Annotated in this window: 17 protein-coding genes; 10 read left to right on the top strand and 7 right to left on the bottom strand. The window is 61.0% G+C overall.

The window, feature by feature from the left end; all coding sequences use genetic code 11:
* The first annotated feature begins 2 nt into the window (after positions 1-2).
* Positions 3-947 (top strand): alpha/beta hydrolase, encoded by a 945-nt coding sequence (locus tag ASTEX_RS09805; protein ID WP_013479468.1) that lies wholly within the window; start codon positions 3-5, stop codon positions 945-947.
* A gap of 68 nt (positions 948-1,015) precedes the next feature.
* Positions 1,016-1,714 (top strand): DsbA family oxidoreductase, encoded by a 699-nt coding sequence (locus tag ASTEX_RS09800; RefSeq protein WP_013479467.1) that lies wholly within the window; start codon positions 1,016-1,018, stop codon positions 1,712-1,714.
* A gap of 37 nt (positions 1,715-1,751) precedes the next feature.
* On the opposite strand, the gene ASTEX_RS09795 is transcribed toward ASTEX_RS09800, so the two are convergent.
* Positions 1,752-2,549, bottom strand: coding sequence for a rhamnogalacturonan acetylesterase (locus ASTEX_RS09795; protein ID WP_013479466.1), 798 nt, complete (start codon positions 2,547-2,549; stop codon positions 1,752-1,754).
* A gap of 178 nt (positions 2,550-2,727) precedes the next feature.
* Here ASTEX_RS09795 and ASTEX_RS09790 point away from each other — a divergent pair, with 178 nt between their 5' ends.
* Positions 2,728-4,593 carry an ABCB family ABC transporter ATP-binding protein/permease gene (locus ASTEX_RS09790; RefSeq protein ID WP_013479465.1) on the top strand — a complete coding sequence of 622 codons (1,866 nt, stop codon included), beginning with the start codon at positions 2,728-2,730 and terminating at the stop codon, positions 4,591-4,593.
* A 238-nt stretch (positions 4,594-4,831) separates the two neighbouring features.
* On the opposite strand, the gene ASTEX_RS09785 is transcribed toward ASTEX_RS09790, so the two are convergent.
* Both ASTEX_RS09785 and ASTEX_RS09780 read right to left on the bottom strand, forming a co-directional pair.
* Positions 4,832-5,614, bottom strand: coding sequence for a 3-hydroxybutyrate dehydrogenase (locus tag ASTEX_RS09785; RefSeq protein WP_013479464.1), 783 nt, complete (start codon positions 5,612-5,614; stop codon positions 4,832-4,834).
* Positions 5,615-5,624: 10 nt separating this feature from the next.
* On the bottom strand, positions 5,625-5,996 hold the full coding sequence (locus ASTEX_RS09780) for a phasin (protein ID WP_013479463.1): 372 nt from the start codon (positions 5,994-5,996) through the stop codon (positions 5,625-5,627).
* A gap of 222 nt (positions 5,997-6,218) precedes the next feature.
* Between ASTEX_RS09780 and ASTEX_RS09775 the strand changes: the two genes are divergently transcribed.
* From ASTEX_RS09775 to ASTEX_RS09765, 3 genes are read left to right on the top strand one after another with little or no spacing between them, the layout of a single operon-like run.
* The gene (locus tag ASTEX_RS09775; RefSeq protein WP_013479462.1) at positions 6,219-6,893 is read left to right on the top strand and encodes a response regulator transcription factor; all 675 of its coding nucleotides are present in this window, start codon (positions 6,219-6,221) and stop codon (positions 6,891-6,893) included.
* A gap of 24 nt (positions 6,894-6,917) precedes the next feature.
* Positions 6,918-8,387, top strand: a complete 1,470-nt coding sequence (locus ASTEX_RS09770; RefSeq protein WP_013479461.1) for a sensor histidine kinase — start codon at positions 6,918-6,920, stop codon at positions 8,385-8,387.
* Positions 8,388-8,399: 12 nt separating this feature from the next.
* Entirely contained in the window at positions 8,400-9,734 is a 1,335-nt protein-coding gene (locus tag ASTEX_RS09765) for a S41 family peptidase (RefSeq protein WP_013479460.1), read from the top strand.
* Between the two features lie 9 nt (positions 9,735-9,743).
* On the opposite strand, the gene ASTEX_RS09760 is transcribed toward ASTEX_RS09765, so the two are convergent.
* Positions 9,744-9,947: a hypothetical protein gene (locus ASTEX_RS09760; protein WP_013479459.1), complete on the bottom strand. Its 204-nt coding sequence runs from the start codon at positions 9,945-9,947 to the stop codon at positions 9,744-9,746.
* 260 nt (positions 9,948-10,207) lie between these two features.
* On the opposite strand from ASTEX_RS09760, the gene ASTEX_RS09755 reads away from it, so the two are divergent.
* From ASTEX_RS09755 to ASTEX_RS09740, 4 genes are all read left to right on the top strand, one after another.
* On the top strand, positions 10,208-13,162 hold the full coding sequence (locus ASTEX_RS09755; RefSeq protein WP_013479458.1) for a bifunctional [glutamine synthetase] adenylyltransferase/[glutamine synthetase]-adenylyl-L-tyrosine phosphorylase: 2,955 nt from the start codon (positions 10,208-10,210) through the stop codon (positions 13,160-13,162).
* 121 nt (positions 13,163-13,283) lie between these two features.
* On the top strand, positions 13,284-13,961 hold the full coding sequence (locus tag ASTEX_RS09750; RefSeq protein ID WP_083805577.1) for an RNA polymerase sigma factor: 678 nt from the start codon (positions 13,284-13,286) through the stop codon (positions 13,959-13,961).
* Between the two features lie 12 nt (positions 13,962-13,973).
* Positions 13,974-14,411, top strand: coding sequence for a hypothetical protein (locus ASTEX_RS09745; RefSeq protein ID WP_168148092.1), 438 nt, complete (start codon positions 13,974-13,976; stop codon positions 14,409-14,411).
* Positions 14,411-14,956, top strand: coding sequence for a periplasmic heavy metal sensor (locus ASTEX_RS09740; RefSeq protein WP_013479455.1), 546 nt, complete (start codon positions 14,411-14,413; stop codon positions 14,954-14,956). The genes ASTEX_RS09745 and ASTEX_RS09740 overlap by 1 nt, the downstream gene beginning before the upstream one ends.
* Here ASTEX_RS09740 and ASTEX_RS09735 read toward each other — a convergent pair.
* From ASTEX_RS09735 to ASTEX_RS09725, 3 genes are all read right to left on the bottom strand, one after another.
* Complete coding sequence (locus tag ASTEX_RS09735; protein WP_013479454.1) at positions 14,948-15,865, bottom strand: DMT family transporter; 918 nt, start codon at positions 15,863-15,865, stop codon at positions 14,948-14,950. The two genes, ASTEX_RS09740 and ASTEX_RS09735, sit on opposite strands and share 9 nt — an antisense overlap.
* A 33-nt stretch (positions 15,866-15,898) precedes the next feature.
* Positions 15,899-18,493, bottom strand: coding sequence for a PAS domain-containing sensor histidine kinase (locus tag ASTEX_RS09730; protein ID WP_013479453.1), 2,595 nt, complete (start codon positions 18,491-18,493; stop codon positions 15,899-15,901).
* Positions 18,494-18,658: 165 nt separating this feature from the next.
* On the bottom strand, positions 18,659-19,207 hold the full coding sequence (locus ASTEX_RS09725) for a response regulator (protein WP_013479452.1): 549 nt from the start codon (positions 19,205-19,207) through the stop codon (positions 18,659-18,661).

Here is a 19,207-nt window from a genome sequence, read left to right as displayed (position 1 = left end):
GCATGCGCGCTCCTATCATGGTTTTAACCGCCCTGATTCTCGCTCTACCAGTGGGAGCTGGAGCCGCGGATCCTGTCCCGACGCACAGCGTCAGCGCAACCTCAGACGTGCCGCATGGCCGGCTCGACAAATACGAGGCCTTCCCGTCGCGTTTTGTCAGCGCGCGTCATGTTTGGGTGTGGGTGCCCGAAGGCTACGACTCCAATGGGCCGCGCCTGCCGGTCATCTATATGCACGACGGGCAAAACCTGTTTGAGACGTCTACCGCCTATGGCGGCCAGGAGTGGGGCATAGACGAGGCCCTCAGCGGCATGCGCCAGAAGGCGATCGTTGTTGGGGTTTGGAATTCGCCCACGCGCTATGCCGACTACTTCCCGAAGAAGGTGGCGGCCCATCTGCCCGCCGATATGCAGGCGAGGGTGGCAGACACGGCTAAGGGTCAGCTCAAGGCCGACGACTACTTGCGGTTTCTGGTCGAAGAGGTGAAACCCTTTATCGACCGTGCCTATCGCACGCAGCCCGATGCCGCCCATACCAGCATTATGGGCTCCAGCATGGGCGGGCTGATCTCGCTCTATGCGCTTGGCGAATACCCGCAGGTGTTCGGACGCGCGGCCTGCGTGTCGATCCACTGGCCTCTGATGGCTCCACCGACCACGCCGGAAGCACGCGATTCGGCGGCGGCGGCCACGACGCAAGCGTGGGAGGCGTGGTTCCGCGCGGCGCATTTCGACCCGAAGCGGCAGCGGCTCTATATGGACCATGGCACGCGCGATCTCGATGCCAACTACCGGCCCTATAGCCTGAAGATGGAGGCGGTTCTGCCGCGCTATGGCTGGGTTGAAGGGCGCAACTGGCGCAGTTCGGTGTTCGAAGGGACTACTCACAACGAAGCCGATTGGCGTGCACGGGTGGAAATTCCGCTGGGTTTCCTGCTGGCGCAATAGTTACCTTTTCGTCCCTGCTTGCGCGGGGGCGCGGAAAGACCGATATGCGATGACGAAAGCGAGGTCTTATGTCCGTGTCCCCAAGCCCGATTACCGTTGATATCTGGTCCGATCTGATCTGCCCCTTCTGCTGGATCGGCAAGCGTCACTTTGAGCAGGCGCTGGAAGGCTTTGCGGGAAAGGATCAGGTGACGGTGCGCCACCACGCCTTTCGTCTGGGACCGGACGCGGCTATCGCGCCCGTTGGGCAGATGCTGCAACAGAAGTACGGGCTGACCGCGGCTCAGGCCGAGCAGAATCAGGCGCGCGTTGAGCAGATGGCGGCGGCTGCCGGGCTATCTATGAAGCTCAATGGTACGTTTTACGGCGATACTCTAAAGGCCCATCGACTGGTAAAATTCGCGCAGGACAAGGGGCTGGGGGCCGAGGCGGTTGAGCGGCTCTATCGCGCCTATTTTGCCGAAACCCAATCCCTTTTTGATGAGACGACTCTGGTGGCGCTGGCCGTTGAGATAGGTCTTGATGCGGCGGAAACTGAGGCGTTCCTGAAAACAGACCGTTATTCAGATGCGGTGCAGGAGGAACAGGAATTTATCACGGTGCGAGGCGTGCAGGGAGTGCCGTTTTTCGTCATTAATGACCGTTATGCCGTGTCCGGCGCCCAGCCGGTGGCCGGTTTCACGCAAGTGCTGAACCGCGCTTGGGACGATCTGCCGCCAGAGGTCAAGGCCGGGCCGGCGTGTAATGACGGCGTGTGTGAGGTTTAAATTTCTCCCCCGATTTCAGAGGAGGCGCTCTCTTTCGCTACTTCACCAGCGCCGTCACCTTGGGGTCGGCTTTAACCCAAAGATCGACGACCATCTGCCCGAAATAGTCTGAGCCCTTGGGGCCGAGGTGGGTGTAGTCAAACGCCTGTGCTGAACCCTGACCCTGGGAGGCGTCGGTGAATTTAGCCGGGACGGTGGTGCCAGACGGCGCAGCGTCCAGCACGTTTTGCGGCACCGGCTGACCGGCAAGGCTGAGCGATTCAACCGCCCCCATTGCCTGCACCTTTGCCTGACCTTCGGCATAGAGGTCGATGAGGGTCGTGTCGGTGGTGCGCGCGATCAGGCGCGTCACCTGCGCCCAGCGCAACAGGTCATTTTGCAACTGGCCATTCTTAAAATGACGCTGCGTCAAGGGGGTGACCAGCACCGGAACCGCACCCGCTTTCTTCACGTCCAGTACATAGCCGCGCATATTGGGGCCGAACTCGGTTTCAAGGTCGGTGTGGCGTTCCGGTCTGGATGAGCCGTCATTATGCCCGAATTGGATCAGCACATAGGTCTTCGACGCCGTGCCGTCGTTCAGTTGCGCGATGATCTTGTCCCACAGGCCTTCGACGCGATAGCTCTTGGACGAGCGCCCACCGCGCGCCGCGTTGACACAGACCACGTCGGGTTTGAACTGCGCGCAGAAGCCTTTGCCGTAGCCCGACTTGTCCGTCATCGTCGAGTCACCGACGAGAATGACGCGCACCGGGCGGGTATCGATGGGTTTTTCTGCCGCCATGGCTGGCGTCGAAAACAGCAAAGCAACAGCGATCAGGGTACGACGTAGCATTTGGGGTGTCCTCTTATCCCTCTCGTAGTTATGGGCGAGAGAATGTGTTGATTGTCCTTGATCATATACGATCAATTTTGATTGTAAAATAAATCCCGTCCTTGGTTGGATTTTGTACCGGTCCGGACCTATATATGCGCAATCCTTTGCTCCACCGAAAACCGAGTCCCTTAGCCTGATGAACGCGCCCGCCCCCATGCCCAAGCCGAAAGGCAAGGCCTCCGATACGCTCGCCTTCCTCAAACCGTATCTGTGGCCGGAGGGCCGGGCTGACCTTAAGGTGCAGGTGCTGTGGGCGCTTCTGGCCATGCTGGTGGGCAAGCTTCTGACCATTGCGACGCCCTTTGCCTACAAATGGGCGACCAACGCCTTCACGCCGGGGGCGGCAGGCGGCAAGACCGATCTGCTGACACTGGTGCTGGTGTCGCCGGTCATCATGGTGCTGGCCTACGGCGTGGCGAGGATGATGTCGCAGGTGTTCAACAATATCCGCGACGCCATGTTTGCCGGCGTGGGGCAGCACGCGGTGCGCGGCCTGTCAAACCGCGCCTTTAATCACCTGCACAATCTGTCGCTGCGTTTCCATCTGCAACGCCGCACCGGAGGCCTGTCGCGGGTCATCGAGCGCGGGAAGATGGGCATTGAAACCATAATCCGCCTGACCATGATGGTCGGCATCCCGACGGTGGTGGAATTCGTCCTGACTGCCGGAGCGCTAGGGTGGCAGTTCGACCTGATCTATGTGGCGGTGGTCGCCGCGACGGTCGTCGTCTATGTGTGGTTCTCCATCGTCGCCTCCAACATGCGGATCGCTATCCGCAAGGAGATGAACGAGGCCGATTCCGATTCGATGTCGAAGGCGGTGGACTCGCTGCTCAACTTTGAAACCGTCAAATATTTTGGCAACGAACAGCTTGAGCGCAGCCGGTATGACCGCGCCACTGCGGCCTATGAGAAGGCGGCGATCAAGACCTATACCTCTCTGGCCTGGCTCAATATCGGGCAGGCGGTGATCTTCACCATCGGTATGACGATTGTGATGCTAATGTCGGCCTATGAGGTGATGAACGGTACCAAGTCGCTGGGCCACTTCGTGTTGGTCAACGCATTTATGATGCAATTAGCCATTCCGCTGAACTTCATCGGTACGCTGTACCGCGAAATTTCCACCGGCCTGATCGACATGGAAGCTATGTTCAAGCTGCTGGATGAACCGCAGGAGGTTATTGATACGCCGGGCGCGCCTGATCTCAAGGTGGGGCAGGGGGCTGTGGCCTTCAAAGACGTGGTCTTTTCTTACGACGCTGACCGCCCGATCCTCAAGGGCGTGTCGTTTGAGGTGCCTGCGGGCAAGACCGTGGCCATTGTTGGCCCATCCGGCGCGGGGAAATCAACGATTTCACGCCTGCTATTCCGCTTTTATGACGTGAAGGGTGGTTCCATCGAAATCGACGGGCAGGACATCCGCCACATCAATCAGGCCTCCTTGCGTCGCGCCATAGGTATGGTGCCGCAGGACACGGTGCTGTTTAACGACACCATCGCCTACAATATCGGCTATGGCCGCAACGGTGCCTCACGCGAAGAGGTCGAGGCCGCCGCCGAACAGGCGCAGATTTCGGCCTTCATTGCCTCGCTGCCGCAGGGCTATGATACTGAGGTGGGCGAACGTGGGCTGAAGCTGTCTGGCGGTGAAAAGCAGCGCGTGGCCATTGCGCGCACGCTGTTGAAATCACCACCGATTCTGATTCTCGATGAGGCGACTTCGGCGCTCGACACGCACACAGAGCGCGAAATTCAGGCGGCGCTGGATGAGGTGTCGCAGAACCGTACGACCCTGGTCATTGCGCACCGGCTTTCGACCGTCGTGGGGGCTGATGAGATTCTGGTGCTCAAGGATGGGCTGGTGGCCGAACGCGGTAACCACGCCGAACTGATGAAGCTCAAAGGTCTCTATTTCGGCATGTGGGAGCGCCAAAAGGCTGCGGATGCGGCCCGCGATCAACTGGCCAAGGCGCTGGAGTCCGAGGTCCCGGCGGAGTAATGCCTTCGCTTGTAGTAATGACTGAGGGTGATGAGTTTTTATGATATTACTTCCGGCATGAGCCTGCGCCACGGGTGATAGGTCTTGCGGCATTGCAACCGCTTACGGGCAGACATACGGATAAACTACCCCAGCGCCATCTGCTCCGAATTAGGTCCACCTCCCGCCAAGGGGAGGTGGAAGCTACGATTTTTGGCTATTCAGATCGGCGCGGTTCAGAAGCGTTTTCCGTTATTACCTATGCTGCCGTCCAGCCACCGTCGATGGATTGCAACGCGCCGGTGATTGCCTTGGCGGCGTCCGAAGACAGGAAGACGACAAGTTCGGCGATGTCATCGGTTTCGACAAACTTTTTGGACGGCTGGGCCGCCAGCAGCACGTCCTTGATCACCTGTTCCTCTGTAAGTCCGCGCGCCTTTGCGGTATCCGGGATCTGCTTTTCGACCAGCGGCGTCAGTACGTACCCGGGGCAGATGGCGTTGCAGGTCACGCCGTGTTCAGCCCCTTCGAGGGCAATCGTTTTGGTCAAGCCGGCAATGCCATGCTTGGCCGCCACATAGGCCGCCTTGAATGGCGAGGCGACGAGGGCGTGCGCCGAGGCGATGTTGATGATCCGGCCCCAGCCGCGATCTTTCATGCCCTTAAAACTTAGGCGCGTGGTGTGGAATGCCGCCGACAGGTTCAGCGCGATGATCATGTTCCACTTGTCGACTGGGAAGTCTTCGATGGGGGAGACGTGCTGAATGCCGGCATTGTTGACCAGAATGTCCAGGTCCCCCAGCTTTTGCGTCGTGTCCGCGATCAGAGCCTCGATGCCTTCGACCTTGGTCAGGTCTGCGCTATTAAAGGCCACCTCGACGCCGAATTCGGCCGCCATTTCGGCGCGCAGCTTTTCGATTTCGGCGGCATCCCCCATACCGTTCAGCATCACCTTTGCGCCCTTTGAGGCCAACTTTCGCGCGATGGCCAGTCCGATACCCGACGTCGAGCCGGTTACGAGGGCGGTTTTGCCAGTCAGCATGGAGATACTCCTATTTTGGTTGGGATTCTGCCCCGGACTCTTTGGGGGGAAGGTCGTCGCCTTGCGGTGCCGAGGCATTCAGCGCCTGAAGGCCGCATTGTTCCACAAAGCTCATAGTGGCGCGGGTCTGGTTCTGACCGTACTTAACGCAGGTCTTGGCCCACTGGCTCTGAAGCTCGCGCAGTTCGGCCGGATCGCGCGTCTGGGCCGCTTGCTGCATCAGCGATAAAGCGTCGCGCGTAAAGGCCGTGGTTTCTTGCGCATAGCGGTGGGAAGAGGCTGAAATCATGCCAATCAGATTGACCAGACTGCGCGCCGCCAGTTGTTGCTGCGTGCCCATCATTTTCAGGCCTTGTTCAAACGGTGAGTCGGCTTTGGTCATGGTCTCGGTATCCCCTGTCATCTGCGCTTTTGTCTGATATTAAGCGCATTTGTGCATAGGCCGCCAGAGGTATTTACCCCTTTTGTGCGCTGCAATAAAGTCGGAAATTGGGCCTTGCGTCGTCGGCGTTACATGACAGCATTTTAACACCGCAGCCCCTTCACAGGATCGGCGGCGCGCTTTACTAATGACAAACACACGGTTGCGCGGGGCATTTAGCACATGACCAAGGTATTGATAGTCGAAGACGATGTCGAAGCGGCCCTGACCATGCAAAAGGGTCTGTCCGAACAGGGCTTTGAGTCGGTCGTAACTCACGACGGTGAGGCGGGGCTAAAAGCGCTGCGCGAAGGCGAATTCGACGTGGTCGTGCTGGATCGTATGATGCCGGGCCTAGATGGCGTGTCGATGCTGGAAATCGCGCGTTCGGAAGGGATGGACGTGCCGGTGCTGTTTCTCAGCGCTTTGGGCGAACTCGAAGACCGCGTCTATGGCCTGAAGGCCGGGGCGGATGATTATCTGGTCAAGCCTTATGCGCTGGTTGAACTCGTGGCGCGGCTTGAGGCGCTTTTACGGCGCAAGGACACGGGCGCCGTGGAAACCACCCTGCGCGTTGGCGATCTTGAAATGAACCTGATCAGCCGCGTGGTGAAGCGCGGCAATTCAGAAATCGACCTGCAACCCCGCGAGTTTCAGCTTTTGGAATTCCTGATGCGCCATGTGGGCCAAAGCGTCACGCGCACGATGCTGCTTGAAAAGGTCTGGGCCTATCATTTCGACCCGCAGACCAATGTCATCGACGTACATATTTCGCGTCTGCGCGCCAAGCTGGATAAGGGCTTTGACCGCGCTATGCTGCATACGGTGCGCGGCGAAGGCTATCAGCTAAAGCCCTAAAAACCCAAGCCCTGAAAACAGGTCGTGATCGCTCTTCCCAACCTCGCGCGCTTTTCGCTGAAAGCCACCATGTTCAGGCAGACGCCGTTCCGTCTGACCCTGATGTTCATCACCGTCTATTCCTTTGTGGCGGTGCTGATCTTTGCCTATATTTACATTGCCTCGTCGGCCGAGACCAAGGCCGTGTCCGACGCGCAGGTGAAATCGCGCGTCGACTATCTGGAGGAGGTATATCGCGAAAAGGGCGAAGAGGCCGTTGTTGAAACGCTGAGCCAAGAAGACATAACTGAGTGGTTTTTCGTTAAGATCGTCTATCGCGAAGATGGCGAGATCCTTGCCGAAAACCGCCGCGCTACGACCGAAGTGTCACCGCAGGTCTTTGACCATATCCGCGAAAAAGCCCGATATGTCGGCGGCGATGAGCGCGCTTTTCAGATCAATTATCGCCTGACTGATCCGGCAGGCAAGCGCAAGTCCTACGCCTATCGTGGGCAGGTGGTGACGCTGGAGCCGGGCCTATCCCTCTATGTCGGCATGGACACTTCTTGGTCGGAAAAGGGCTTCGACATGGGTTTTAAGGCCCTGTGGGGGGGCGGCGTGCTGGTCATCGTTCTGGGGCTGTTTGCCGGCATGATCATTAATAACGAAGTGTCGCGCTCGGTGCAGGGGCTGATGCAGGTCTTTGATCTGGTCAAGGAGGGCGACCTTAAGGCGCGGGCCAAGCTGCGCAATTCGGGGGATGAATTTGACGCTCTGGCCGAACGCGTCAATGAGACGCTGGACCGCATGGAAAAGACCATGGGCAATCTCAAATACGCCGGCGACGCCATTGCCCATGATCTGAGAACGCCTTTGTCGCGCCTGCGCTCTAAGCTCGAAGTGTCGCTTTACGATGTGGAGAAAGACCCGTCGCAAGCCCCGGAGGTGATTGAGCGCGCGCTGGCCGAAACCGATCAATTGCTGCGCACCTTCCAGACGGTGTTTTCCATCTCGCGGCTTCAGGCGGCGGGGCAGGCCCCTGACCAGAAGCTGTTTGACGCTTCGGCGCTGACCGACGACATGCGGGAGCTGTTTGAAATTCTGGCCGAGGACAAAGGGCTGGAATTCACCGCCGAGATCGAGCCCGGTGTGAAAGCCTATGGCAATCGCGACTTTCTGGCCCAGGCCATGGCCAACCTACTCGATAACGCCATCAAATACACCCAGACCGGCGGTATTACCCTGCGGCTGCGGCACAATTCACGGCGTGAGATCGAGTTTTCCGTCACCGATACAGGGCAGGGCGTCCCCGAGGCCGACCGCGCGCGCATCACCCAACGCTTTGTGCGTCTGGAGAATTCTCGCTCCCTGCCGGGTGTGGGGTTAGGTCTATCTATGGTCGAGGCCGTGGCCGTGGCGCATAAGGGCCGCCTGAGTATCGACGAAGGCCCAGGCATCTATGGCGATCAGGGGCCGGGCCTGCGCACGGCCCTGATCCTGCCGCCCGTGGGGTAGGAGATAGGAAATATGCGCAAAGCTTTGGGTCTGCTCTGTCTGTTCTTGGTGCCGGTCATCGCTGAGGCGCAAGAGCGTCCGACGCGCGACGCCGCGGGGTATTTCGCCGATGTGACCGGCGTGTGGCGATCGCGCGACTATGGCCTGTTGGTCGAGATTCGCCGCGATGGGATCAGCCTCTATCATGAGGCCGGCGGGCTGTGCCTGCCCGATGCTCGCGACGCCGAGGCACAGGCCGAAGGGTTCGCCGTGTGGTCGCCCATCAAAGCTCCCATGGCCGCGGCTGTGTTTGCTGAGGCACCTGGCGGGACCCCCTACCTGTTCGAGGGGGCATCCGGCGTACCCGCGGCGTGTCATCAAGAGCTGACGCCCGCCCAACGGTTTGATTTTGCGGTTGCAACTCTGCGTCAGCACTATGCGGGTTTCGCGGCGCGGCACATCGACCCTGAGGCCCTGGTGGCCGAAGTTCGGCGGGCCTATCCGGTCATCGACACAGATGACGCCCTATGGGGAGCGCTCAGCCGCATCTTCATAAGGCTCAACGACCCCCACAGCGAACTGCACGGCGTGGTCGGCGGTGTAGAAAGCGATCTGGCTACGGGTGAGGCCCTAACCCTGACGGATGTGGGTGACGGGGCTGCGCAAAAGATGTGGCTGGCCGCCTATCGCGAAGGGATACTGTCCGGTCTGTTGCGCGGGAAGGGGCAGCATGTAGGAAATAACCGCATCTTCTGGGGTGTGCGCGATGGCGTCGGCTATCTGAACATAGTCACCATGGGGGCGTTTGATGTTAAGGCCGATCCGTCTGATACTCAGGCGCTTGAGGCTATTCTGGACGAAGCTCTGACGGCTTTTCAGGGGGCGCGAGCTGTCGTTGTCGATGTGTCCAATAATCGCGGTGGCTACGATTCCGTCAGCCGGACCATTGCTGCACGCTTTTACGATCAGCCGCGTCTTGCCTATCAGAAACGCCCCTGGCGGGATGGGCGGACAACGACTACCACTTCGGTGGTGATCCAGCCGTCGCCACGGGTGCGCTTTACTGGCCCGGTCTATGTGGTGACGAGCGACATCACGGTCAGTGCCGGGGAAATCTTCGCCCTGGCCATGCGGGCACTGCCTCAGGCACAGCTTGTAGGGCGCACCACGCGCGGCGCCCTGTCAGACCAGATCGAAAAGCCGCTAGGCAAAGGGTGGGGGTTTTCCCTTTCGGGCGAACTTTATACCACCCCGCAGGGCGAGATGCCCGAAGGCCGTGGGATCGCGCCGGACACGCCGTGGCCTGTTTTTGAAGGCCGTGGACACGCCGCTAACCTTGCAGCCTTTATCGACGGCTTGAAACCTTAAGATCAGGCCTCAGGCCTTTCCACCGCGCCATTGCCGGTAGAAGGTCGACCACATGTAATCAAGCACAAGATAGATGAAGACCGTGCGCACAAAGGGCAGGGTCTCAACGTCCGTAAATCGCTCGACGGCGATGGCGACCCAAAGCGTTATGATCATCACCCATCCGGCGATGAGGATTTTCTTCGGCATCAGGATAGACTGGGCAAAGGACATGGACGCGGTACTTTCGATAAGGGCAGATTGTATGGTAATAACGCGGCACGCTTTATAACGCGTTAATTTGAAAATCTCGACTGTATTGGCCTTGATTTCTTATTTTATATTCTTCCCGTTTTCATGAACCGAAAGAGATGGGATTAAAGGCCAGTTAACGCCCCCACTCTCTAGCTGCGCACGCGAACCTAAACCGTTTGCACGGAGCGAAACCCAAGGCCACCCTTGTGTCTGCGCTTCGATTCGCCTAACAGAGGGGCATGGCGGATATTCTTTTCTCCTCGCTGGTGGATCGTTTGCATCCCTGCGGGCCGGTGCTCAACGACGGCGCGGCGCTGTACGCCTATGAGGCGATTGCTGAAGTTGCCGAGGCTGAAGGCTGGCCCGACCTGCTGCAACGCGCCGGTCCGGCCCTGATGCCGGTGTTGGGGGCCTCGCCCTATCTGGCCGGGCTGATGCGGCGTGAACCGCAGCGCCTGCGCGAGACTTTGATGTCGCCGCCCGAAGCGCGGCTAAAGGCCATCCTGCTGGCCACCGAGGCGCTGGCCGATCAGGCCGATACGGTCGAAACCCTTGATGTCGATGCCGCCAAGCGCGTGCTGCGTCACTTGAAAGCCGATGCCCACCTGCTGACGGCCCTGGCCGATCTGGGCGATGTGTGGAAGCTCGATCACGTCACCGCCGCCCTGACGCGCTTTGCCGACGCCGTGACACATGCCGGGATCGCCCTAGCTGTGCGCGAAGAACTCGACCGGGGCCGCCTGATCGACTATGACATCAAGGGCGAACGCGGTCCCATGCCGGGCCTGTTTGTGCTGGCCATGGGCAAGCACGGGGCGGGCGAACTGAACTATTCGTCAGATATCGATATCACCTTCTTCGCCGAGCTGGACGCCCTGCCCCTGAAAGAAGGCGTAGAGGCGCAGGTCTTTGTCGATCGGCTGGCCCGCCGCGTATCAAACATCCTCAGTGAGCGCACCGGCGACGGCTACGTCTTCCGCGTCGATCTGCGCCTGCGTCCGGATCCGTCCTCCACACCCACCGTGGTCAGTGTGCCCTTCGCCTTGAACTATTATGAAACGGTGGGGCAGAACTGGGAGCGTGCGGCCTTTATCAAGGCCCGACCCATCGCCGGAGACATGATCGAGGCCAAGGCCTTCATGCAGGCCCTGTCACCGTTTATCTGGCGGCGCAGCCTCGACTATCCGGCCATTGCCGACATCCAGTCGATCAAGCGCCAGATCCATACCTATAAGGTCGATGAGCGCCTAGATCCCGCCGGGGCCAATCTCAAGCTGGGCGTTGGCGGTATCCGCGAAATCGAGTTTTTTGTTCAGACGCAGCAACTGATCCTTGGCGGCCGCGACCCGTCCTTGCGCTCGCGCCGCACGCTGGATGCGCTCGATGCCCTGCGCCGTGCCGGGCATCTGGCCCCCGCGGTGGCCAAGGAGCTGAAACAGGCCTATGTGCGCCTACGCGACTGGGAACATCGCGTGCAGATGATCGCCGATGAGCAGACCCACACCTTGCCAGAAGCCGAGGACGAGCGGATGCGCGTCGCCGCCATGTGCGGCTTTACCAACCTCAGTCGCTTTGATCTGGCTGTGTCGCGCACCCTGCGTCTGGTCAATGGCCACTATGGCGAGCTGTTCTCCGATTCCGAAGACCTGTCCTCGTCCTTTGGCAGTCTCGTGTTCACCGGCGTCGAGGACGATCCGGAAACGCTGAAGACGCTGGCCCGCCTGGGCTTTGAGCACCCGGAGCAGATTTCGGCCACCATCCGCGGCTGGCACCACGGGCGCATTCCAGCAACGCGCACACCTCGCGGCCGCGAACTGTTTACGCGTCTGGTGCCGCGCCTGCTGGAGGCGGTGAACGAGACGGGAGCGCCCGACATAGCCTTTACGCGCTTTGCCGTGTTCTTTTCGGGCCTCAGCGCCGGGGTGCAGATTCAGTCTCTGTTTCTCGCCAACCCCAAGCTGTTTAAGGCAATTGTCGAGATCATGGGCTTCAGCCCGCGTCTGGCCCAGCTTTTGTCTCGCCATCCAACCATTTTCGACGCCATGCTGGACGCCGGTTTCTTCGACCCGCTGGGTGAAGAACTTGACCGCCTGATCATGGCGGAGGTCGAGCGCGTGCCGCCTGGCCCGGAAAACGCGCTGGAAAACGTCATGAACGCCCTGCGCCGTATTTGCCGCGAGCAGCAGTTCCGCATCGGCATGCAAATTCTCAATGGCCGCCTGACGACCGAAGCCGCGGGCGCGGCCTATGCCCGTCTGGCTGATGCCTGCATTATCCACCTGTCGCCGCTGGCGCTGGAGGAAGTGCGGCGGCTCGGCGGAAAGCTGTCGGGGCAAGTGGCCATTCTGGCGCTAGGCAAGCTGGGCGGGCAGGAGATGACGGCGCGGTCCGACCTTGATTTGATGACCGTCTATCTGCCCGATGATCCGTCGGAAATGTCGTCGATCAAGGGCTGGGGCGCGGAAACCTTCTTCGGCCGCTTTACGCAGCGCCTGATCGCCGCCCTGTCGGCCCCCACCCCTGAAGGTTTGCTGTACGAAATCGATATGAAGCTTCGTCCCACCGGAGCTAAGGGGCCGGTGGCCGTGTCGCTGGCGGCATTTGAGAATTACTATACCAAGGAAGCGGACACCTGGGAGTTTCAGGCCCTCACGCGTGCCCGCGTCGTGTGGGCGACATCTGAGGACTTTGCCGATTTGGTGCGGCTGAAACTCGAAACGATTCTGCGCGCCACGCGCTCTGAAGCGCGCACGGCGCTGGACGTGCTCAATATGCGCGCCCTCATGGAGAGGGAGCGCCCGGCCAAAAACTTTTGGGATTTCAAGCTGGCTGTAGGTGGCCAGGTCGATTGCGAATTCGCCGCTCAGTATCTGCAGCTGGTGCACGCCGCCAATGGTGGGCCGCTGCGCGTCGGCACCATTGCCGCGCTTCAGGCCATGCAACGCGCTGGTCTGGCGAGCGCAGAAGACATAGAAGCGCTTAGCGCCGCCTGGCGTGTGCAGCAAAGTCTGGCGCAGGTAATGCGCGTGTCGCTGGATGCCAATGACGACCCTTCGAAAGAACCGGAAGCGTTTCAGCGCAAGCTGGCTCGGGCCGTACATACACGCCGTCTCGATACGCTGGAGAAGAAGCTGAAAGACCTGCGCAAGCGCGCCCGCAACGCGTTTGAAACCGTGGTCACCCCAAGGGATTAGGTAAGGCAGGCCGTAACAAGCGACGGATTATACGCCGCACCGCGTAAAAGGCTTTAGCAAACGGGTCGGTCATAAGGCCGCAAACGGTTGCCCAAACCCTTGTTGCGTAAAGGCCCCGCTTATGAGTAATGTGACGCCTGAGGCGGAGCACCGTCGCCCAAAAGAACGCGGGACAGGACAGGTCATGACGACGGGCTTTGACCCGGATGAGGCGCATATTGCAGCCGTGGCGCGCGGAGACGCTGCGGCCACTCAGTCCCTTGTTGCCCGCAAACTACCGCGCGTCTTGTTGCTCGCGCGGCGCCTGCTCAATGATTCCGCCGAGGCTGAAGACGTGGCGCAGGAGGCCCTGCTGCGTCTTTGGAAGCAGGCCCCGTTGTGGGTGCCGGGTCGGGCGCGCGTTGATACCTGGCTGCACAAGGTGGCGGTCAATCTGTGCTACGACCGGCTGCGGCGCCGGCGCGACACGGTGGATCATACTGAGATCGAACTGGCCGACCCTTCAGCCAATCCGGCGCGGAGGCTTGATCAGCAGCAGATGAGCCAGACGGTTGAAGCCGCGCTGGCGACCCTTCCCGAGCGGCAGCGGGTGGCCATCGTTCTCTGCTACTATCAGGAACTGTCCAATATCGAAGCGGCGGCCCTGATGGAGATTTCGGTCGAGGCGCTGGAAAGCCTGCTGTCGCGCGGACGGCGGCAACTCAAGGGGAAGCTGAGCGAGGCGCGCGGCGACCTGATCGGCGGATCAGCGGCCAGCGGTAGGCCGGTGTTAAAAGTAATTCAAGGCAACAAGAGTTAGGAAAGGAGCGTTATGATGCACATTCAGATCACATCCGAACGCTTCGAAGCGATTGTGGATGCTTATGGGGCCGAACCCCAGCGCTGGCCGCAAGACGAGCGCGCCGCCGCCTTGTTGTTTATGCAGCAGCACCCGGAAGTGGCGCGCCGCGTGCTGGCTGAAGCGCGGACGCTGGATAGCTGGCTGTCGTCAGCCGATGAGGTTGAACCTTCCGTGGCCCTGCAATGGGAGGTTCTGGCCCGAATGATGCCGGCGGGGCTCACGGCTCGTCCGGCCCCGTTTGCGGCGCGGCCGCGTCGTCGGCGCTGGCTGGCCGGGGGTATCGGTCTGGCCGCCGCCTGTGCGGCAGGGATTGTTTTTGGTGTCAATATCGGGCTGATGACCCTTTCCGAAGCGCGCGCCGAAGCGGTGCTCGCTTCGGCCAGTCTGGCCGAGGTGGATAACTGGTAATGCCTGAGACCGCTCCGCCCGCGTCCTCGAAAAAGCGGCCCACCGCCCGCACATGGCTGGGCGTGTCGCTGGCACTCAACGTGTTTTTGCTTGGCTCGCTAATTGGCGTAGGTGTGATTGCGTCCAAGCACTTCCGCCCTAAGCCGGACCGCTCATCTCCTGCGCTTTTGCACATGATCGAGGGCTTGAGCCCGGCCAATCAGGAAAAGGCGCGCCAGATTCTGACTGATGCGGCGCTGGCCGGTGAAGGCGATATGGATCAGAGCCGCTCCTATCGCAAATCAGCGGCGGAGCTGATGTTGCAACCGAAGCCTGACCCGGTGGCAATTCAAGCGGAAATCACCAAGGCGCGCCGCGCTGAGGCCTCTGCCAAGGACAAGATCGAAACGGCGGTTATTTCGCTACTGATCCAGTTACCACCCGAGGAGCGGGCCAGGGTGGCTGAATCCCTGATCAAGACGCCATTCCGCGCGCGATCTAAGGCCCTGTCCGATGTGCGAAAGGAAGAAAAGGCTAAGGCCGCCGCGGCTTCGGTGTCACGCTGAGCCGTGTCGCCGGTGAGCGACGGCGCAAGTCAGCACGCTGGCGCACAGAAGGGCGATGGCGGTGACTTCCATCAGGTTCGGCCAGCGACCTTCCCACAGGAAGCCGTAAAGCAGGGCAAAAAGCGTCTCGAACAGGATCATCTGCCCCATCAGCGTCAGGGGCAGCAGTCGGGCAGCGCGGTTCCAGAAGGCATTGCCGATCACCGAACACAGCAGCGCCACCCCCGCCATCAGCCCGGCGAAGCCTCCCCACTGAGCGCCTGAATGCGTACCCGGAGACAGCAGGAAAGCGGGCACGGCCAGACTCAGCGCCAATGCCCCGGTGACCAGACCGGTCAGCAGGCTCCAGTCCTGCGATGACACCGTATCGAGGCGGCTCAGCCAGCGGCTGTTGTCCACGGCGTAGAGCGTCCAGGCGATCAGCGCACCGAAAGCGCAGACAACGCTGAATAGAGAACCCGAAGTGCCCCCCACATTACCCCAGACGGTGCAGACGATACCGGCGATGCCGAGCGCCAGCGGCAGGGCCAGCCGCTGCAAGGGCACCGAGCCGTTGTCGTGACGGCCCAATACCGCCACACTGACCGGCAAGAGACCGATGATCAGGGTGGTCATGGCGACGCCGCCCGACTGCACGGCCTGCGCCAGACAGATATAGTAGAGGATATTGCCGAGCAGGCTGAGACGGATCAGAGCGAACCAGCCTTTAGCGTCCACTTGCCTGCAGACCTGTTTCCAGCGCGGGGCGATCAGAACCGCAGCGATCACGCCATAGGCGACGTAGCGTCCGGCCGAAAGTTGCAACGGTGTAAAGCCCGCCGCCAGTTCGGGAGTGAGAAACACAAGGCCCCATAAGGCGCCGGCGATGACTCCGCAGCCTATGCCCCACAGGGTGCGCCGGTCCGTCACAGCCGGCAGAAGGGGGACCAGAGCTTGGCCATCTTAGGCGGCGGCGATCTGACCAGACGTGTCCGAGGTATCCGGCGTGTCGTCGGCGCTGGCTCCGGGGCTGGTCTGGGTCAGAGGCAGGATGACGCTGACCGTGGTGCCCTGACCGACGGTGGAATCGACTTCCAGACGGCCCGAGTGCATCTCGATCAGCGACTTGGTGAGGGCGAGGCCGAGGCCGGTACCTTCCTTGGTGCGCGAGAACTGGTTTTCGATCTGCTCGAACGGGCGGGCCAGACGCTCCATGTCCTTTGGGGCAATGCCGATGCCGGTGTCGGCGACGTAGAGGTGCATGAAGCTGTCCGTCGGGACCGCCGACACAGTGATGGTGCCGCCCGACGGCGTGAACTTGATGGCGTTTGTCAGGATGTTTAGCAGTATCTGTTTCAACGCGCGATAATCGGCCTGAATATCTGGAAGTTGCGGCAGGTGCACGCGCATTTTTAGCCCCGCCTTTTCCGCCCGCTGCCGTACCAAACGCAGCGTGTCGTCCACAACCTCTTCGACGGAGACGGGTTCAAAACGCAGCGTCATCTTGCCCGCCTCGATTTTCGACATGTCGAGAATGTCGTTGATCAGGGCCAGCAGATGCTGACCGGAGCTGAGGATATCGCCCGCATATTCCTTATAGCGCGCATGGCCCAAAGGCCCGAACATTTCGCCTGCCATGATCTCGGAGAAGCCGTTAATCGCGTTCAACGGCGTGCGCAGTTCGTGGCTCATATTGGCCAAGAATTCCGACTTAGCGTGATTGGCCTGTTCGGCACGAATCTTGGCCATTTCATACTTTTTGGCAAGGTCGGTCTGGATGCGGCGGCTTTGTTCAAGCTTATCGACCATGGCCTGAAGCTGTTCCTCGTTGCGCCGGCTCATCTCCTCCTGAACCTTGATGGCGGTGATGTCCGCCCCGGTGACAACCGTGCCGCCTTCCAGCGTCCGGCTCTCGGAAATCTGTATCCAGCGCCCGTCGTTCAGTTCGGCTTCCACCACGCCTTCGCGGCCGTCAATCACCGGCTCCTGACGGCGGATGGCGATGGCCATGACCTTTTCGATCAGTTCGCGCGACGTGCCCGCCTTGAGGAAGCGAGGGTCGATGCTGAAGGTGCGGCCAAACACGGCATTCCACATCACCAGCCGGCCGCGACGATCCCACAGGACGAAGGCATCCGACACCGAGTTGATAGCCCCGGTCAGACGCGCTTCGGCGCGCTGAGCGCGCGACTGAGCCGCGCGTTCCTCGGAGACGTCGAGCGCCACGCCCGATAGGCGCGTAAAGCCCGCCGGGCCGCGCGGGCCGGTCGCCTGACCGCGTGCATCAATCCAGATCGCGCGCCCGTTATCGCCCGGCACGCGGAAGGACACATCAAGCGCGCCATGGCCGCGCGCGTTAAGCAAGGCCTTGCGCACCGTTTCTCTGTGTTCGGGGGCGATACGCAGCAGGACTTCGTTGGTCGTCGCCACGCCGCTGCCGCCCCAGCCGAACATGACGCCGGTGACTTCGGACATGAAGACCTGATCGCTTTCGAGGTCCCATTCCCAGATACCGCAGCGCGCCGCTTCGACGGCGAGCCGGTACCTCGTCTCCTTGGCCTCATACTGACGCGCCGCTTCGGAGTTACGCCGGCTTTGCACGATCAGCAGCATCCCGAAAAGCGCACCGATGATCAGAGGCCCGATAAACAGCGTCGCGGTCGTCAGCCAGTTGCGTGCCGCCGCGGCGTTCGACGGCTCGACATAAAGCGTAGTCAGGCCGTTTTCGCCCTCGCGCACGGCCGCGATGCGGACAAAGCCCTTTTCTTCCAGCGTGCCTTGGCTGATACGCGCGCTGTTGGCATTGTCTCGGATCTGTTCCGGCGTGACGGTCAGGGCTTTGCGGATATTCAGTCCCGTCAGCCGCTCGTCTGAGGCGCTAAGGATGTCGCCGGCGGCATTGATCAGTACAATCTGGTTGTCGCGCGTGTTTTCGGCGTCTCGCAGCGGATTGTTGAGGCGCGCGACGGCGCGCACGCGGCCGGGAGCGGGTGTGCGCACCAGATAGGCGCGCGCCGTGCGCGTCAGGCGCGAGCCGAGCGCGAGAGCCGCAAAACCCTTGTCTTCGACCCTCGCCGCCTCGCTCAGCAGGCTGTTTTCATCCTGACCGGCGCGCGCAATGATGCGCCCTTCGGCATCAACGAGGGCCAGCGAGGCCACGGCGCCACCAGAGGCTTCAAGCGCCTTTTGTACCCCACTTTGGGCCGCCCCCGGCTGTGACTGATAGATCGATAGCGCCCCGTCCATTGCGACGCGGGCGACGGACACGGCTTTGTCGGCCCTGAGCGCGTTCAGCCGGGCCTGCCCATAGGCGGCGGCATCGCGCGCCGCCTGACCGGACGAGAGATCGTTTTGCAAACGTGCCGAAGAAATGGCCGCAAACAGCATCAGGCCCAGCGCTAGGCTGAGCCCGCCGATGCGCATCCACAGGGGCATACGTGGGCTGACCTGCGTCAGCAGGCTGGATTTGAGCGAGCCGCCACCTTGAGCCCCACCCAGCCGGATGCGCAGGCCGTCTGTGGCTCCGCTTCGGCTGGGTTGTGGCGAGAAAAGCTTCATGCGCGTAAGGATATCCGGGAAGGGGAGGACAGGCGGCGACCGGATTTGATTCGGGTACTACTGAAAGGGTAAACGTCGCGTTAACCCTTTGTCGAGAGTCTTGCGGTTCTTAAAAAGGGGGCGGCCTCACTGCGCTGTGGGCAAAAAGTCCCTGCTGCAAATCCGTTATCCCGCGGCGCTTTCGTCAGCAGGGGGGGCAGCGTCCTTGGCCGGCGGCTTGTGATCCTCGCTCCAGCCCTCGCGGCGTTCCTTGCCTTGATACTTGGCGTCCTGACGGCGGCGGCGATCCGGACCGAAATAGCTGGCGGTCTTGATAAAGGGGCGCGGCTTGTCGATTACGGCGGCGACCTTGCGGTACAGTTCCAGCGCCGTCACCGGCTTGGCGCAAAATTCGTTGACCCCGGCATCGCGGGCCGCGGTGACGCGTGAGCGTTCTGAATGTGCCGTGAGCATGATAATTGGGACGTAGCGATTGGGGCTGTCCGACGAATTGCGCACCATGTGGACGAATTCTACCCCGTCCAGCACTTCCATCATGAAATCGACGATGACGATGTCGATGGCGTCATTGCGCAGGCGCTGAAACGCATCACCGGCATCGCGCGCCTCAAATACCTGAGTGGCACCGAACCCGCGCAAAATCGTTTTCACAATGTGGATCATGTGGGTGTTGTCATCCACCACCATGAACCGCACGCGCTCAAGTCCCGCCAC

The sequence above is a fragment of the Asticcacaulis excentricus CB 48 genome, from assembly GCF_000175215.2.
Taxonomy (GTDB): domain Bacteria; phylum Pseudomonadota; class Alphaproteobacteria; order Caulobacterales; family Caulobacteraceae; genus Asticcacaulis; species Asticcacaulis excentricus.
The sequence above is the reverse complement of the archived record's forward strand: the minus strand, read 5'-3'. Positions and strand labels throughout refer to the sequence as shown.

Coding starts and splice junctions, on each gene's coding strand:
- ASTEX_RS09805 (WP_013479468.1), top strand. CDS start 3: ATGCGCGCTCCTATCATGGTTTTAACCGCCCTGATTCTCGCTCTACCA.
- ASTEX_RS09800 (WP_013479467.1), top strand. CDS start 1,016: ATGTCCGTGTCCCCAAGCCCGATTACCGTTGATATCTGGTCCGATCTG.
- ASTEX_RS09795 (WP_013479466.1), bottom strand. CDS start 2,549: ATGCTACGTCGTACCCTGATCGCTGTTGCTTTGCTGTTTTCGACGCCA.
- ASTEX_RS09790 (WP_013479465.1), top strand. CDS start 2,728: ATGAACGCGCCCGCCCCCATGCCCAAGCCGAAAGGCAAGGCCTCCGAT.
- ASTEX_RS09785 (WP_013479464.1), bottom strand. CDS start 5,614: ATGCTGACTGGCAAAACCGCCCTCGTAACCGGCTCGACGTCGGGTATC.
- ASTEX_RS09780 (WP_013479463.1), bottom strand. CDS start 5,996: ATGACCAAAGCCGACTCACCGTTTGAACAAGGCCTGAAAATGATGGGC.
- ASTEX_RS09775 (WP_013479462.1), top strand. CDS start 6,219: ATGACCAAGGTATTGATAGTCGAAGACGATGTCGAAGCGGCCCTGACC.
- ASTEX_RS09765 (WP_013479460.1), top strand. CDS start 8,400: ATGCGCAAAGCTTTGGGTCTGCTCTGTCTGTTCTTGGTGCCGGTCATC.
- ASTEX_RS09760 (WP_013479459.1), bottom strand. CDS start 9,947: ATGTCCTTTGCCCAGTCTATCCTGATGCCGAAGAAAATCCTCATCGCC.
- ASTEX_RS09755 (WP_013479458.1), top strand. CDS start 10,208: ATGGCGGATATTCTTTTCTCCTCGCTGGTGGATCGTTTGCATCCCTGC.
- ASTEX_RS09750 (WP_083805577.1), top strand. CDS start 13,284: ATGAGTAATGTGACGCCTGAGGCGGAGCACCGTCGCCCAAAAGAACGC.
- ASTEX_RS09745 (WP_168148092.1), top strand. CDS start 13,974: ATGATGCACATTCAGATCACATCCGAACGCTTCGAAGCGATTGTGGAT.
- ASTEX_RS09740 (WP_013479455.1), top strand. CDS start 14,411: ATGCCTGAGACCGCTCCGCCCGCGTCCTCGAAAAAGCGGCCCACCGCC.
- ASTEX_RS09730 (WP_013479453.1), bottom strand. CDS start 18,493: ATGAAGCTTTTCTCGCCACAACCCAGCCGAAGCGGAGCCACAGACGGC.